The organism is Streptomyces sp. NPDC000410 (assembly GCF_040300305.1).
Lineage (GTDB): Bacteria > Actinomycetota > Actinomycetes > Streptomycetales > Streptomycetaceae > Streptomyces.
Map to the genome: position 1 here is coordinate 84,863 of NZ_JBEPDM010000006.1, position 14,327 is coordinate 99,189.

The following is a 14,327-nucleotide window of genomic DNA, read 5'->3' on the forward strand; positions in this document are numbered from 1 at the left end:
GGCCCGATTGCTTCTCCCTCGACTGTACCAATGGCTCACTCGACGAGGCTCTGGTTGAGCCAGTACCTCTCCGGATGCTTATCTGTGCAGTATCCATGTACAACGGCGCCGCGCAGCGCCGGACGGCAACGAAGCCGGATCCGGAGCGCGGCGCCTTCGTCGTGCCTCGGCGCGCCCACCACCCCGGGCGGCCGCTGCCGGCGTGGGAACCGACAAGGGGGCGGCCGACCGCCGTGAAGAGGATGTTCGTGGCTCCGGACCCGGGGCGAGTGCGGCTGAGGAACGCGCTCCGTGCCGTCATTGGTGTCGGCCTCGCCGTGGCCGTGGCGGAAATCGCCGGGTTCTCGCTGACCGCCTCCATCACCGGAGGCCTCGCCGCCCTGCTCGCCCTCTTCACCGTCACCGACGCCACCGTTCGGGGCCAGGCGGCGACCACCGCCCTGCTCCCCGCCGCCGGCTTCCCCGTCCTCGCCCTGGCCACCACCCTGCACGGCGTGAACCTCGCCCGCGACGGGGCATTCCTTCTCGTCGTCTTCTGCGGGGTCTACGCCCGGCGCTGGGGCCCGCGCGGGCACGCGCTCGGGATCTTCGCGTTCATGAACTTCTTCGTGACCCAGTTCCTGCACGCGGTACCCGGGCAGCTGCCCGAGCTCTACGCCGCCGTGGGCCTGGCGCTGGCCGCCGCCGGAGCCGTGCGCTTTCTGCTGTGGCCCCTCGAACGGCGCGTCCCGCCGGCCGCGGCGCCCCCGCCGCTGCCGGGGCAGGGCCTGGCCCGACCCACCACCCGGCAGGCCTTCCAGGCCACGGCTGCCTGCGCCCTGGCCCTCACGATCGGACAGCTCCTGTCCGAGGAGCGGTGGTACTGGGCCGTCGGCACGGCCTGGTGGATCTTCGTCAACACCACCTCGCGCGGCGAGACGCTCGTCCGCGGATTCCGCCGTGTCCTCGGCACCCTCACCGGCATCGCCGCCGGACTGCTGATCGCTATCCCGCTGCACGGCGCGCCCCTGCCCACCGCAGCCCTGGTCGCCCTGTGCGTCTTCGGGATCTTCTACACGGCCCCGGTCTCCTACAGCTGGATGATGCTCGCGGTGACGCTGATGGCGGGGCTGCTCTACGGCCTGCTGGGCGTTCTGGACCCGAGCCTGCTCGTGCTGCGGCTCGCCGAGACCGGCGTCGGAGCGCTGTGCGCGGCACTGGCGGTGACACTCGTGCTGCCCGTCACCACCCACGCCACGAACGACGCCTGGATCCAGCGGGCCCTGCGCTGCGTGCACGCGTGCACGGCCGAGGCCGCCGCACGTCTGGCCGGATCCCCCCTCGCCGACCCCACCCCGAGGGTGGCCGAACTGGAGCTGCTGCTCGCGCGCGTGCGGCTGTCGCTGGGGCCGCTGGTCCATCCGCTCAGCCCGTTCCGTGCCCGTAAGGCCCGCGCGCTGCGCGTGCTCGAACTCCTCGACGAATGCGCCCGCGAAGTACGCGGTCTGGCATCCGTGGCCGCCGACCCCGAGGCCGGCCACGACGCCCGGCTCGCCGCCGCCTGCTGGCGCGTCGAGGCGGCGGTGGAGGCTCTGACCTCGCCAGGCGGCGCGCGGGGGGCCGGGCGCGGCACGTCGGCGGCTGTCGGCCCCGTGCCGCTCGTCGCCGAGCGGGCGCTGGCGCATCTGCACGGCCTGGAGGGGCTGCTCGCGGAACTCGACCTGCCCCTGCGCGCCACCCCGCGCCGCTCCCCGCTGGTCGGCTCATGAAGCTCGTGAAGCTGGTGCGGCTCGTGGAGCTCATGAAGCTCGTGCAGCTCATGGGGCACATGAGGCACATGAGGCACATGGGGCTGATACGGCTCGTGACAGCGGACCGCCCCTGGTTGGTCTAGACCGGCTGCTACCGTCGGCGGCAACGGAGAGCAGCCGTCGAAAGGGGAAGCGCTGTGGGCGACACACGCGCCGGGTCGGCCTTCATCGGATCGTTCACCTCGGCGGGCGGGCGGGGGATCATCACCGCCGCCGTGGACGCCCGGACCGGGGCCCTCACGGAGACCGCGGAGACCGGGGCCGTCGCGAATCCCTCGTATCTCGCACTCGGCGCCGCCGATGGAGGACCGGTCCTCTACGCAGTCTCGGAGCAGGACGAAGGAGCGGTCGGCGCCCTGCGCGTCAGCGACGACAAGCAGCCGCCCCGGCTCATCGGCGCACCCGTGGCGGTGGGCGGGGCAGGGCCGACGCACCTGGCCGTCGCGGCCGGCCGTCTGCTCACCGCCAACTACACCTCCGGCAGCGTCAGTGTGCTCCCCGTCGGCCCCACGGGGGAGCCGGTAGCCCCCGCCCGCGTACTGCGGCAGGAGGGCCGCGGACCCCATCCCGAGCGGCAGCGCGAACCCCACGCCCACCAGGTCCTGCCCGACCCCACCGGGCGCTGGATCCTCGTCACCGACCTCGGCACCGACTCCGTGCACGTCTGCGCGCTCGACCCGGACACGGGAGGGCTGGTCGAGCACGGGCAGACCGCGCTGCGCCCGGGTACGGGCCCGCGTCAGCTCGCCTTCCACCCGTCGGGCCGGTACGCGTACGTGCTGGGGGAACTGGAACCGGCCGTCACCGTCTGCCGGTGGGACTCCGGTGCGGGTGTGCTCGAACCGCTCGGCGTGACCCCGGTCCTGCCCGAGGGGTACACCGGCTCCGCCTACCCCTCCGCGGTGGTCGTGGCACCCGACGGACGGTTCCTGTGGGTCGCCATCCGGGGGCACGACTCCCTCGCGGTCCTCGCGCTGAGCGCGGGCGGGGAGCGGGCCGAGCTGGTCACCACCGTGCCCTGCGGCGGTCACTGGCCCCGCGATCTCGCCCTCGACCCCACGGGGAGCAGGCTGTACGCCGCCAACGAACGCTCGGGGGACGTCACCTGGTTCGCTGTCGACCCGGTGACAGGGGTGCCGCGCAGATCGGGGTCGATCGAGGCCCCGGCGGCGTCCTGCGTGATCTTCGCCTGACTCCTCGCGTACGGCCGTGACGCACTTGCCCACGACGGTGACGCACCCGCCCACGACGGTGACGCACGCGTACTCGCTCGGCGGGCTCGCCCACGGCCGTGACGCACCGCCCACGACCGCGACACCTTGCGCACTGTCGTGACGCATCCGCCCACGGCCGTGACACGGAAGGGCCCGCGCCACCGAGGCGCGGGCCCTTCCGTGTTACGGCCGGTCGTACGGACGCGACCGGCTCAGCCGGTCTGCGCCCCGTGCTGCGGCTGCGCCGGGATGCCCAGCGCGGTCGTGTACTTCGACAGCACGAGCTTGCCGATCGCCGGGTACGCGCCCAGCGGCTCGGCCGCCGCGCAGCCCGCCTCGGCGGCGGCCGCGGCGAGCAGGCCATCCGGCAGCTCCGGGCCGACCAGGTAGGGGGCGACTGCCAGGTTGGCGGAGCCGGAAGCGCGCAGCTCGTCCGCGGTCGCGGCGATGGCGCCCTCCTGGTCCAGCGCGGCGGCCATGACCGGCACGGCGAGCCGGGCGGCCAGCAGCATGCCGGTGATCCCGGCGGCCTGCACGGCCTCGTCGCCGCCGACCGTGGCCAGCACGATGCCGTCGGCGGCCGTGGCGACCGTGAACAGCCGGGCGCGGTCGGCGCGGGCGAGACCGGCCTCCGACAGCCGTACGTGCAGGGCCTCGGCGAGCAGCGGGTGCGGACCGAGGACGTCGGTCAGCTCCGCGGTCGTACGGCTGTCCATGACGGCCTGGCGGATCCGGCGGGTCAGAGAGCTGTCCGGGCCCGCGAGCAGCGGCACCACGACGGAGGCGGGACCTTCGGGCTCGGCGACCTCGCGGCCCGCGGCCCTGGCCAGCTCGTACCGCTCGGTCCGCAGCGCGGACGCATGGGCCAGGACGCTCCCGAGCGTGGGGTACTCGGCGTCGTCACCGTCGAGGTAGCCGATCAAGGCGTCGAGGCCGGGCAGCTCGGACCGGGCAATGCTGACGACTTCCTCGGCGAGACCGCGTATCGAGGGCGAAGGAGTGCCGGGCACCGCGAGAATCAGCGCGGGCGCGCCTTCGGGAGCCGCCACGGGCTCCGGGCGGCGGTGCCGACCGGGCTGGCGGGGTCGCGGCATTCGTACGGGCAGGCCGGATGCGGGCCCAGTGGGGGAGCTCATGGCGCCGCATGCTACTGGTTTTGCCACCTCGGCTGTTCGGGGAGGGGGCGGTCGAGCGGTATCTGTCCGTATTTATCCGATGAGTTCGTTACCCGGTCAGCTGTCCCGGTCTGGACCAGGCGGCGGCGCCGTCACATGGAGCATGCGGGGGTCCCGGGGCAGCGTCAGCGAACCGGTGGCGAGCGCGGCGGCGATCGTCAGTGAGCCGGCGAGCGGATCGCCCGCCGCGGACACGAGCCGGGCGTGCGGGAGTTGTACGGAGAGGGCCTCGCGCAGCGGTACGAGAAGGGGGTCGCCGGTCTTGAACAGGCCGCCGGTCAGGGCGACTTCGCAGTGCCCGGCCGAGGGCGGCGGGCACACCGCGGCCGCCGCGGCGGCGATATGGCCCGCGGCCTCGGCGAGGATCGCTTCCGCGACGGGATCGTGCGCCGCGCAGCGGGCCACCTCGGGCGCGAAGGAGGCCAGCACGGCGGGCCGGTCGGAGCGCGGGTAGAGCAGCCCCGGCAGCTCACCGGCCGGGCCGAACACCGCCTCCAGCCGCTCCAGCAGCGCGGCCGAACCGCCCGCGCGCCCGTCATGGGCGCGCATCGCCGCCTCCAGGCCCGCCCGGCCGATCCAGGCCCCGCCGCCGCAGTCGCCGAGGAGATGCCCCCAGCCGTCCGCGCGACGCCAGCTCACCAGGTCCGTGCCGAGCGCGATCATCCCCGTCCCGGCGGCGACGACCGCTCCGGGACGCCCGTCGAGCGCCCCTGCGTACGCGGTGACGGCGTCGGCGGCGAGCGCCACCCGCCGCACCCCGAGCGCCTCTTCCAGCGCCGTGGGCAGCACGGCCCGCAGCTCGTCCCCGAGCGTCGCCATTCCGGCGGCCCCGATGGCGACGGCGGCGAGGCCGAAGGAGCCGCCCGGGGCAGCTTCCCCGCCCGGGCCGGCCTCCCCGGCCCGCTCCAGCAGCGCGCGTGCCATCGGCAGCAGCTGCTCCAGCAGATGCGCGGCATCGATTCCGCCGGGGCCGGTGCGGACGGGCTCCCGGGACGCCGTCGTCGTGGCGCGGGACGGAGCCCCGGCGCGGGCGAGGGCGACGCGCAGCCCGGAGCCCCCGGAGTCGACCCCCAGCACCCAGTCCGGCCCCGGACCGCCGGTCATGGCAGTCGCCAGTCCACCGGCACTGCCCCCTGACGGGCCAGCAGCTCGTTCGTCCTGCTGAAGGGGCGGGAGCCGAAGAACCCGCGGTCCGCGGACATCGGCGACGGATGCGCCGACTCGATCGCGGGCAGATCACCGAGCAGCGGCCGCAGATTGCGCGCGTCGCGCCCCCACAGCACGGACACCAGCGGCTTGCCCCGCGCGACGAGTGCCCGGATCGCCTGCTCGGTCACTTCCTCCCAGCCCTTGCCGCGGTGTGCCGCCGGTTTGCGGGGAGCCGTGGTCAGCGCCCTGTTGAGCAGCAGCACTCCCTGCCGGGTCCACGGTGTGAGGTCACCGTTGGACGGCCGGGGCAGTCCGAGGTCGGAGCCCAGCTCCCGGAAGATGTTCTCCAGGCTGCCCGGAACCGGGCGGACATCGGGCGCCACCGAGAAGCTCAGTCCCACCGCGTGCCCCGGCGTGGGGTACGGATCCTGGCCGACGATCAGGACGCGGACCTCGTCGAACGGCTGCTGGAACGCGCGCAGTACGTTCGCTCCCGCCGGCAGGTAGGTGCGTCCTGCGGCGATCTCCGCACGGAGGAAGTCGCCCATCGCGGCGATGCGTTCGGCCACGGGGCCGAGGGCGTCCGCCCACCCCGCCTCTACGATTTCTTTCAAGGGTCGTGCCACGGAGCGTCACTCTACTGGCTCAGTCCACCACCGCCGCCCTGACGCAGAGCACGTCCGGCAGATGCGCGGCGAGCTGCTGCCAGCTGTCCCCGTCGTCGGCGCTCGCGAACAACTCGCCGTTCCGGTTGCCGAAGTACACCCCCGCCGGGTCGGCGTCGTCCGTGCACAGTGCGTCGCGCAGGACCGTGCCGTAGTGGTCGCCCTCCGGCAGGCCGTCCGACAGCGGCTCCCAGCTGCCGCCCGCGTCGCTCGTCCGGTAGACCCGGCAGCGGCGGCCGGCGGGCACCCGGTCCTCGTCGGCGTTGATGGGGAAGACGTACGCCGTGTCCGCCCGGTGCGGGTGCGCCGCGACCGTGAACCCGAAGTCGGACGGGAGGCCGTCGCCGATGTCGGTCCACCGGGCGCCCGCGTCGTCGCTCCGGTACACCCCCCAGTGGTTCTGGAGGTACAGCCGGTCAGGATCGTCCGCGTCCTGCGCGATCTTGTGGACGCACTGGCCGAACTCGGGATGCGGATCGGGCAGGAAGACCGCCGACACGCCCTGGTTCGACGGAGCCCAGTCGGCGCCGCCGTCGCGGGAGCGGAACACCCCGGCCGCGGAGACGGCGACCGTCACGGCGTCGGCGTCCCGCCGGTCGGTGACCACCGTGTGCACGGCCTCGCCGCCGCCGCCCGGCTCCCACTGCGACCGGGTCGGGTGCTCCCACAGCGGCCGCACCAGCTCGAACGTCTCACCGGCGTCCTCGGAGCGGAACAGCGCGGCGGGCTCCGTCCCCGCGTACACCACGTCCGGGGCCGCGGGGCCCGCCGGGTGCAGCTGCCAGACCCGCTCGAGGGACGCGCCGGTGTCCTTGGGGAACATGACCGCGGGCCGCTTCGGCTCGATCCAGCTCGCCCCCATGTCCTCGGAGTGGAACACCGAAGGGCCCCAGTGCGAGCTGTCCCCTCCGACGAGCAGCCGTGGCACCGGACGGCGCGTGTCGATCCCGATCGAATACACCGCCTGCGCGTTGAAGTGCGGACCGTCGAAATCCCATCGGCCGCCGCGCCCGCGGCCGATGAAGAGCCCTTTGCGTGTGCCTACAGCAAGCAGAACGCCGGTCATCGCCGACACCTCCAGGACGCCGTTGTCGCGGATACGGGCCAGTCTGCACCCGCCCACTGACAGCGGCCCCCGGGCCGGGCCTTTGCGCAGGTCGGCCCGGCCGCGTGAGGCGATCGGGACGATCAGACGGAGCGGTGGTACTGGTCCGGCACCCGGATCTCGCCGCCCAGCTCACGCGCCGCGCTCCTCGCCCACGACGGGTTGCGCAGCAGCTCGCGTCCGAGGAGGACCGCGTCGGCCTCGCCGTTGGCGACGATCTTCTGCGCCTGCTCGGGTTCGGTGATGAGGCCGACGGCGGCGACGGGCAGGCCCGTCGCCGCCCGGACCCGGGCGGCGAACGGAACCTGGTAGCCGGGGCCGGTCGGGATGCGCACCCGCGGGGCGTTGCCGCCGCTGGAGACGTCGAGCAGGTCGACGCCGTGCTCCTTGAGGAGGGCGGCGAAGCGCACCGTTTCGTCGGCGGTCCAGCCGTTCTCGTCGAGCCAGTCGGTGGCCGAGATCCGGAAGAAGAGCGGCAGCTCGTCCGGCCACACCGCCCGTACGGCGTCGACGACTTCGAGAGCGAACCGGGTGCGGTTCTCGAACGAACCTCCGTACTCGTCCGTGCGGTGGTTGCTGTGCGGCGAGAGGAACTCGCCGATCAGGTAGCCGTGCGCGCCGTGGACCTCGGCGACCTCGAAGCCCGCGTCCAGGGCGCGGCGCGCCGCGGCGGCGAACTTGGCCACGATGTCGGCGATCTGATCCGTGGTCAGATCGTCCGGCACGGGGTGGCCGTCGTCGAACGGCACCGGACTGGGCGCGACCGGCTGCCAGCCGTGTGCGTCGGGGCCGACCGGGCCGCCGCCCTTCCAGGGCCGGTCCGTGGAGGCCTTGCGTCCGGCGTGGGCGAGCTGGATGCCGGGGACCGTGCCCTGGTCCTTGAGGAAGCGCACGATCCTGCGGAAGGCCGCCACCTGGGTGTCGTTCCAGATGCCGAGGTCGTAGGGGCTGATCCGGCCCTCCGGGGAGACCGCGGTGGCCTCCGCCAGGATCAGCCCGGTGCCGCCGGCGGCGCGAGCGGCGTAGTGGGCGAAGTGCCAGTCGTGCGGGACGCCGGCGTTCGGACCGAACGCCTCCGCGCTGTACTGGCACATCGGCGCCATCCAGACGCGGTTGGGGATGGTCAGGGAACGCAGGGTGTACGGCTCGAACAAGGCGACGCTCACGGCGGACTCCATTCGGGGCGGTGCTGAAGCGGATGCTCGTACGATACTCGTCGTAGTATGGTAGATGTCAAACTACGATGGTTCTCGTACAAGTGGCCAAGCTCCGCTACGCGCCTCCGCAGCCCGCCGCCGGGTCGAAGTCCAGGTCGGCGGCGTCCAGCTTCGCCGTGAGCGCGGCCAGCCGGGACTGCAGGTCGCCGAGCTCCTCCAGGGTCAGTCCGGTAGCCGCGGCGATCCGGCGCGGGACGAGGGCGGCCTGTTCGCGCAGGGACGCGCCCTTCGGTGTCGGCCGTACGGTGACGGAGCGCTCGTCCTCGGTGCTGCGCCGGCGCTCCACGTGGCCGGTCGCCTCCAGGCGCTTGAGCAGCGGCGAAAGGGTGCCCGAGTCCAGGCGGAGGCGGGTGCCGATCGTTTTGACGGGCAGCTCGCCGTGCTCCCAGAGGACCAGCATCACCAGGTACTGCGGGTAGGTGAGTTCCAGGTCCTTCAGGACCGCCCGGTAGACACCGTTGAAGGCGCGCGAGGCCGCGTGCAGCGAGAAGCAGATCTGGTGGTCGAGGCGGAGGATCTCCTCGCTCGGCATGGCGTCCGGTGTCGTTTCCATGGGGTCCAGCGTACCTACCTCTTGGGCGATTGAGTTGTGCACAACTTAATTGTGTGCTGTAGTTACTGCTGTCCGGCCCACGGCAGGACTGCCAGCAGGACCGATCGACAGAGGGATGGAACCCATGAACGCGCTGTACACCGCCGTCGCCACCGCCAACGGCCGCGAGGGCCGCGCCGTCAGCTCCGACGGCCGCCTGGACCTGCCGCTCGCCGCGCCGACCGCCCTCGGCGGCAACGGAGAGGGCACCAACCCCGAGCAGCTGTTCGCGGCCGGTTACGCGGCGTGCTTCGCGAGCGCCCTCGGCCTGGTCGGGCGCCAGGCGAAGGTCGACACGAGCGAGATCTCGGTGACCGCCGAGGTCGGCATCGGCAAGGACGAGGACGGCGGCTTCGGCCTCGCGGTCACGCTGCGGATCGAGCTGCCCGCCGCGCTCGAGGGCGAGCAGGGCGAGCTGCTCGTGAAGCAGGCCCACCAGGTGTGCCCGTACTCCAAGGCGACCCGGGGCAACATCGCCGTCGAGCTGATCGTCGAGTAGTCGCCCGCCTCGTACGGGGTGCGTCAAAATACGACGGATCTCGTACCATGGAAGCCCCGAGAAGTGGAGCCACCGTGACCACCGAGACGACCGCGACCAACCCCCGCGAGCTCGCGCATCCCACGCGTGACGAGATCCGTCTCGAGGGCGTGCTCCACGCGCTCGCCGACCCGATGCGGCTGCGGATCGTGCGCGAACTGGCGGCGGTGCGGGAAGAACTGTCCTGCTCCCACTTCGCCCTGCCCGTCACCAAGTCGACGACCACGCACCACTTCCGGGTGCTGCGCGAGAGCGGGGTGATCGAGCAGGTGTACCGGGGCACGGCGAAGATGAACGGCCTGCGCCGCGCGGACCTGGACGCGCTGTACCCGGGCCTCCTGGACAGCCTCCTGGCCGCGGCGCGGTCGGAGGCGGAGCGCCTGGGCGCGGTCTGACCCGGGGGTGGGGGCGCCCCCACCCCCTACGCCACCGCCTCCCCCCGCGCCGCCGACAGCAGGCCCGCCCAGTCCGGGATCTTGACCGAGCGGCGGCCCAGGGAGCGGCCGAGGGTCGATTCCGCCTGCTCGATCGCCAGCCAGCCGGGCCACTCCACCGGGTGGTGGCCCAACTCCCGCAGCAGGGCGAGTGGTTCACCCTCGATCCGGTGTGCCGACAGCAGCTCGGGAGCGTCCGCGAGCAGGGACGTCACCGTCTCCTTGGCGCACGCCCGGTTGCTGCCGATCACCCCGGTGGGCCCGCGCTTGATCCAGCCCGCCACGTACTCGCCAGGCGACGGCGCGCCCTCCCGCAGCACCCGCCCCGCGGAGTGGGGCACCGTCCCGCGCTGGGGGTCGAACGGCAGCCCGTCCAGGGGGACTCCGCGGTAGCCGACCGCCCGCAGCACCAGCTGTGCCTCGATGTCCTCGTACGTCCCGGTGCCGCGCACCCCACCCGTGCCGTCGGGCGCGGTCCGCTCGAAACGTACGGCCCCGACCCGTCCGCCGTCCGCCAGCAGCTCCACCGGGCGCAGGAAGAACCGCAGCCGGATGAGGCGTGAACGGCCGGGTGGAGTGCCGGACGCCGCCGCCCAGGCCCGTACGACCTCGACATTGCGCCGGTTCACGGCGGGCAGACCGGCCGGATCGGCGTACCCGGGGTCCAGCTCCAGATCGGACGGGTCCACGCCGACCGCGGCGTCCGGGAGCGCGCCGAGCTCCCGCAGTTCCTTGGTGGTGAACTTCGCCTGCGAGGGGCCCCGCCTGCCCACCATGTGCACCTCGCGCACCCGGCTGTCCGCCAGCGCGCCGAGCGCGGTGTGCGGCACGTCGGTCGGGTGCAGCTCCGCCGCCCCGCGGGCGAGGATCCGGGTGACGTCGACGGCCACGTTGCCGACGCCGATCACCACCGCGGACCGGGCGGCGAGCGCGAACCCGTTGCCCGCGGCGTCCGGATGGGCGCTGTACCAGGACACGAAGTCGGTGGCCGAGTAGCTGCCGGGCAGGTCCTCGCCGGGCACACCGAGCCTGCGGTCCTTCGCGGCGCCGACGCAGTAGACGACCGCGTGGTACAGCTCCCGCAGCCGGGCGGGCGCCAGCCCCCTCGTCCCGACCTCCACATTGCCGACGAAGCGGATCCGCTCCTCCTCCAGGACGGCGCGGAGATTGTTCTGCAGGGACTTGATCTTCTCGTGGTCGGGCGCGACTCCGTACCTCACCAGCCCGAAGGGGCAGGGGAGCCGGTCCAGTACGTCGACATGGACATCGGGGACCAGGGACTGCTGGACGAGGGCCTGAGCGGTGTAGACCCCGCTCGGGCCGGATCCGACAACGGCGACACGAAGCACGGCCGCGCTCCTTCCCGCAGGGTGCTTCCAGCATGGCACCAGCGGGGGCGGCCGGGGAGGCTCACATCCCGCGCATCCGGTTGATCTCCGCCGTCTGCTGCGCGATCACATCGTTGGCCATTTCCTCCACCAGGACGTTGTTGCCCTCCGAGAGGACGTCCGCGGCCATCGTCAGCGCCCCTTGGTGATGGGTGATCATCAGCTTGAGGAACAACTCGTCGAACGCCTTGCCCTTGGCGGCACGCAGCTGGGCGAGCTGCTCCTTGGTGGCCATCCCGGGCATCGCGCCGTGGCCGTCGCCGTGGTCGTGCGCGCCCTGGCCGCCCTGCTGCCTCCCGCCGCCGTGCGCTTTCAGCCAGCCCTGCATCGCACCGATCTCGGGCGCCTGCGCGGCGGCGATCCGCTCCGCGAGCCGCTTGATCTGCGGCGTGCCGGCCCGGTCCGGCACGAGGGCGGTCATCTCCAGGGCCTGGCCGTGGTGCGTGATCATCATCCGGGTGTAGCCGAAGTCCGCCGAGTTCGGAGTGTCGTCCGGCGCCGCTTTCCTGGCCTCCTCGGCCGACAGCGTCTTCGCGGGCTCGCCCGGCTTGCCGGGCGCCACCACGGAGGGCCCGCCGTCGGCCGCGGCCTTGGTGCCGGACCCCGACTCGCAGGCACCCAGGGCGAGTACGGCGGCGACGGTCGCGGCGGCGACGGCGTACCCGCGGACGGAACGGGATCTACGGTGCGGCAACACAGCAACCTCCTGCACTACTTGGGGTCGTCGGTGACCGTACTAGCACGGTTGGAAGGCCTAGTGATCAAAATCTTTCATTACAGCTCCGTTTCCATCTGTTGGAATGGGCATGCAAAGGACGATACTGCCGGGGTCCGTGAACCGTTCAACTGCGAACGGATACAAGGGAGGACGCAGTGATCTCGTTGCACACCACCCGCGTGCGGCGCAGACGTCCGGTCGTGGCGGCAGCCGCGGCCGGTCTGCTGGCCACACTGCTGGCGGCCGGACCCGCGGCCGCCACGCCCGACCCGGGAGACGCCCCGAACCAGGGGACCGTCTCCTCGGCGCAGAAGGCCGACGCCGCGGCCGCGATAGCCAACGGTGAGATACCCGGCGTGGACGAGGTCGTCCACAGCGACAACATCGAGCACCTGACCAACATCCCCAAGGACGCCCTCCAGGGGACCAACTCCGATCTGGCCTTCCAGGGCAAGTACGCCTACGCGGGCAATTACGACGGTTTCCGAATCTTCGACGTCAGCGACCCGAAGGCCCCGAAGACCGTCGCCCAGGTCCTGTGTCCGGGATCGCAGAACGACGTCTCGGTCTCCGGGAACCTGCTCTTCCTCTCGACCGACTCCTCGCGGAGCGACAACTCCTGCGCCAGCACCACGCAGCCGGCGACGGAGAAGTCCTCCTGGGAGGGCATGAAGATCTTCGACATCAGCGACAAGCGCAACCCGAAGTACGTCGCCGCCGTCGAGACCGCGTGCGGTTCGCACACCCACACCCTGGTGCCCGAGCGCCGCAACGTGTACGTGTACGTCTCCTCGTACTCGCCGAACGCCGCCTTCCCGGACTGCCAGCCGCCGCACGACGGGATCACCGTCATCAAGGTGCCGCGCAAGGCACCCGAGAAGGCCGCGATCGTCGGTTTCCCGGTGCTCTTCCCGGGCGAGGGCCCGGACGGCGGCGGCAACCCGGGCGCCCCCGCCAACCCGGGTGTCTCCAAGACGACCGGCTGCCACGACATCACCGTGCTGCCCTCCAAGGACCTCGCCGCGGGCGCCTGCATGGGTGACGGCATCCTGTTCGACATCGAGGACCCCGAAAACCCGAAGGTCATCGACCAGGTCCAGGACAACGTCAACTTCGCGTTCTGGCACTCGGCGACGTTCAACCAGAAGGCCAACAAGGTCGTCTTCACCGACGAGCTCGGCGGCGGCGGCGCGGCCACCTGCAACGCGGCGATCGGACCCAACCGCGGCGCCGACGGCATCTACGACATCGTCGGCAAGGGCGACAAGCGCAAGCTGGTCTTCCGCAGCTACTTCAAGATCCCCCGCCACCAGGCGGACACCGAGAACTGCGTGGCCCACAACGGCTCGCTGATCCCGGTCAAGGGCCGCGACCTCATGGTCCAGGCCTGGTACCAGGGCGGCGTCTCGGTCTGGGACTTCACCGACTCCGCCAAGCCGAAGGAGATCGCCTACTTCGAGCGCGGTCCCCTCTCCGCCACCCAGATCTCGACCGGCGGCTCCTGGTCGGCCTACTACTACAACGGCTACATCTACTCCAACGACATCGCCAAGGGCTTCGACGTGCTGAAGCTCGACGACCGTCGCACGGACCCGGCGAAGCGGATCCGGATGGACGAGCTCAACGTCCAGACACAGCCGGACTACTTCGACGACTTCGACGACGACTGATCGGCGTCACCGGTCCACGCGTCGTGACGCGTCCCGCCGGGCGGCTCTCCGCCCGGCGGGACGCCGAGCTCCCAGTCCAGCCCGTACCGCTGGAAGAGCTCCGCCCGCAGCCGGGCCGGCGGCATCGGCGCTCCCGGCAGCAGCACCGCGACCACCGCGCCCATCAGCAGCGCGCGCAGCAGCGGATAGTCGGCGTCGGGGTTCGTCGACCCGTACCGCTCGATCGTGTCGCGCAGCAGGAACGCCAGCCGCTGCTGCTCACCGCACTGCACGAAACCTTCCGCCTGCAGGATGCCCGCCATGTGCGCGCGCATCAGTACCGGCCGCTCCACGGCGAGCCCGAGGATCGCGTCGATCGCCCGCGCGAGGCGCTCCCGGCCGTCGTCCGAGCGCGGCTCGCGCTCCAGTGCCGCTTCGAGCGTCAGATGCATCAGACGGTGCACGGCCGACTGGAAGAGCTGCCGCTTCCCGGCGAAGTAGTACGAGACCAGCCCCCGCGCCGACCCCGCCCGGTCCGCGATGTCCGCGAGGGTCGTCGCCTCGTAACCCCGCTCCGCGACGAGCTCCACGGTCGCCTGCAACAGCCGCTCCCGCGAACGGCGACGGAGCTCTTCATTGACCGACGCGCTCCGGGGGGACATGCTTGACTCCTGCGTTGACTGGCTCTCGGCC

Annotated in this window: 15 protein-coding genes; 6 read left to right on the forward strand and 9 right to left on the reverse strand. The window is 72.4% G+C overall.

Features of this window, described 5'->3' with window-relative positions; all coding sequences use genetic code 11:
• Positions 1 to 242 precede the first annotated feature (242 nt).
• The 3 genes from ABT342_RS10235 to ABT342_RS10245 are packed head-to-tail and all read left to right on the forward strand — an operon-like array spanning position 243 to position 2,983.
• Positions 243 to 1,748 carry an FUSC family protein gene (locus ABT342_RS10235; protein ID WP_351570339.1) on the forward strand — a complete coding sequence of 502 codons (1,506 nt, stop codon included), beginning with the start codon at positions 243 to 245 and terminating at the stop codon, positions 1,746 to 1,748.
• Positions 1,745 to 1,873 (forward strand): hypothetical protein, encoded by a 129-nt coding sequence (locus ABT342_RS10240; protein ID WP_351569875.1) that lies wholly within the window; start codon positions 1,745 to 1,747, stop codon positions 1,871 to 1,873. Before ABT342_RS10235 ends, ABT342_RS10240 begins: the two co-directional genes overlap by 4 nt.
• A 54-nt stretch (positions 1,874 to 1,927) precedes the next feature.
• Positions 1,928 to 2,983 (forward strand): lactonase family protein, encoded by a 1,056-nt coding sequence (locus tag ABT342_RS10245; RefSeq protein ID WP_351569877.1) that lies wholly within the window; start codon positions 1,928 to 1,930, stop codon positions 2,981 to 2,983.
• Positions 2,984 to 3,216: 233 nt separating this feature from the next.
• Here ABT342_RS10245 and ABT342_RS10250 read toward each other — a convergent pair whose 3' ends face one another.
• The 6 genes from ABT342_RS10250 to ABT342_RS10275 all read right to left on the reverse strand — a co-directional run bounded on the left by ABT342_RS10250 (position 3,217) and on the right by ABT342_RS10275 (position 8,868).
• Entirely contained in the window at positions 3,217 to 4,140 is a 924-nt protein-coding gene (locus ABT342_RS10250; RefSeq protein ID WP_351569879.1) for a sirohydrochlorin chelatase, read from the reverse strand.
• Between the two features lie 96 nt (positions 4,141 to 4,236).
• Positions 4,237 to 5,283, reverse strand: coding sequence for an N-acetylglucosamine kinase (locus ABT342_RS10255; protein WP_351569883.1), 1,047 nt, complete (start codon positions 5,281 to 5,283; stop codon positions 4,237 to 4,239).
• Positions 5,280 to 5,954 carry a uracil-DNA glycosylase gene (locus ABT342_RS10260; RefSeq protein WP_351569886.1) on the reverse strand — a complete coding sequence of 225 codons (675 nt, stop codon included), beginning with the start codon at positions 5,952 to 5,954 and terminating at the stop codon, positions 5,280 to 5,282. Before ABT342_RS10260 ends, ABT342_RS10255 begins: the two co-directional genes overlap by 4 nt.
• A 19-nt stretch (positions 5,955 to 5,973) precedes the next feature.
• Complete coding sequence (locus ABT342_RS10265) at positions 5,974 to 7,059, reverse strand: WD40/YVTN/BNR-like repeat-containing protein (protein ID WP_351569889.1); 1,086 nt, start codon at positions 7,057 to 7,059, stop codon at positions 5,974 to 5,976.
• Positions 7,060 to 7,181: 122 nt separating this feature from the next.
• Complete coding sequence (locus tag ABT342_RS10270) at positions 7,182 to 8,276, reverse strand: NADH:flavin oxidoreductase/NADH oxidase (RefSeq protein WP_351569892.1); 1,095 nt, start codon at positions 8,274 to 8,276, stop codon at positions 7,182 to 7,184.
• 94 nt (positions 8,277 to 8,370) lie between these two features.
• Complete coding sequence (locus ABT342_RS10275; protein ID WP_351569895.1) at positions 8,371 to 8,868, reverse strand: MarR family winged helix-turn-helix transcriptional regulator; 498 nt, start codon at positions 8,866 to 8,868, stop codon at positions 8,371 to 8,373.
• Positions 8,869 to 8,992: 124 nt separating this feature from the next.
• Between ABT342_RS10275 and ABT342_RS10280 the strand changes: the two genes are divergently transcribed.
• Both ABT342_RS10280 and ABT342_RS10285 read left to right on the forward strand, forming a co-directional pair.
• A complete protein-coding gene (locus ABT342_RS10280; RefSeq protein WP_351569898.1) occupies positions 8,993 to 9,406 on the forward strand; it encodes an organic hydroperoxide resistance protein in 414 nt (137 codons plus the stop codon).
• Positions 9,407 to 9,453: 47 nt separating this feature from the next.
• Positions 9,454 to 9,840 carry an ArsR/SmtB family transcription factor gene (locus tag ABT342_RS10285; protein ID WP_502965502.1) on the forward strand — a complete coding sequence of 129 codons (387 nt, stop codon included), beginning with the start codon at positions 9,454 to 9,456 and terminating at the stop codon, positions 9,838 to 9,840.
• Between the two features lie 26 nt (positions 9,841 to 9,866).
• Here ABT342_RS10285 and ABT342_RS10290 read toward each other — a convergent pair whose 3' ends face one another.
• Both ABT342_RS10290 and ABT342_RS10295 read right to left on the reverse strand, forming a co-directional pair.
• Entirely contained in the window at positions 9,867 to 11,228 is a 1,362-nt protein-coding gene (locus ABT342_RS10290; RefSeq protein WP_351569904.1) for an FAD-dependent oxidoreductase, read from the reverse strand.
• Positions 11,229 to 11,289: 61 nt separating this feature from the next.
• Positions 11,290 to 11,964 (reverse strand): DUF305 domain-containing protein, encoded by a 675-nt coding sequence (locus ABT342_RS10295; RefSeq protein ID WP_502965503.1) that lies wholly within the window; start codon positions 11,962 to 11,964, stop codon positions 11,290 to 11,292.
• A 176-nt stretch (positions 11,965 to 12,140) separates the two neighbouring features.
• On the opposite strand from ABT342_RS10295, the gene ABT342_RS10300 reads away from it, so the two are divergent.
• The gene (locus ABT342_RS10300; RefSeq protein WP_351569910.1) at positions 12,141 to 13,655 is read left to right on the forward strand and encodes an LVIVD repeat-containing protein; all 1,515 of its coding nucleotides are present in this window, start codon (positions 12,141 to 12,143) and stop codon (positions 13,653 to 13,655) included.
• Here ABT342_RS10300 and ABT342_RS10305 read toward each other — a convergent pair.
• A complete protein-coding gene (locus ABT342_RS10305) occupies positions 13,628 to 14,296 on the reverse strand; it encodes a TetR/AcrR family transcriptional regulator (protein WP_351569913.1) in 669 nt (222 codons plus the stop codon). The two genes, ABT342_RS10300 and ABT342_RS10305, sit on opposite strands and share 28 nt — an antisense overlap.
• Positions 14,297 to 14,327 lie beyond the last annotated feature (31 nt).

Excerpts from the sequence above, each read along its gene's own strand:
- ABT342_RS10235 (WP_351570339.1), top strand. The coding sequence starts at position 243 with ATGTTCGTGGCTCCGGACCCGGGGCGAGTGCGGCTGAGGAACGCGCTC.
- ABT342_RS10240 (WP_351569875.1), top strand. The coding sequence starts at position 1,745 with ATGAAGCTCGTGAAGCTGGTGCGGCTCGTGGAGCTCATGAAGCTCGTG.
- ABT342_RS10250 (WP_351569879.1), bottom strand. The coding sequence starts at position 4,140 with ATGAGCTCCCCCACTGGGCCCGCATCCGGCCTGCCCGTACGAATGCCG.
- ABT342_RS10255 (WP_351569883.1), bottom strand. The coding sequence starts at position 5,283 with ATGACCGGCGGTCCGGGGCCGGACTGGGTGCTGGGGGTCGACTCCGGG.
- ABT342_RS10265 (WP_351569889.1), bottom strand. The coding sequence starts at position 7,059 with ATGACCGGCGTTCTGCTTGCTGTAGGCACACGCAAAGGGCTCTTCATC.
- ABT342_RS10270 (WP_351569892.1), bottom strand. The coding sequence starts at position 8,276 with ATGGAGTCCGCCGTGAGCGTCGCCTTGTTCGAGCCGTACACCCTGCGT.
- ABT342_RS10275 (WP_351569895.1), bottom strand. The coding sequence starts at position 8,868 with ATGGAAACGACACCGGACGCCATGCCGAGCGAGGAGATCCTCCGCCTC.
- ABT342_RS10280 (WP_351569898.1), top strand. The coding sequence starts at position 8,993 with ATGAACGCGCTGTACACCGCCGTCGCCACCGCCAACGGCCGCGAGGGC.
- ABT342_RS10285 (WP_502965502.1), top strand. The coding sequence starts at position 9,454 with ATGGAAGCCCCGAGAAGTGGAGCCACCGTGACCACCGAGACGACCGCG.
- ABT342_RS10305 (WP_351569913.1), bottom strand. The coding sequence starts at position 14,296 with ATGTCCCCCCGGAGCGCGTCGGTCAATGAAGAGCTCCGTCGCCGTTCG.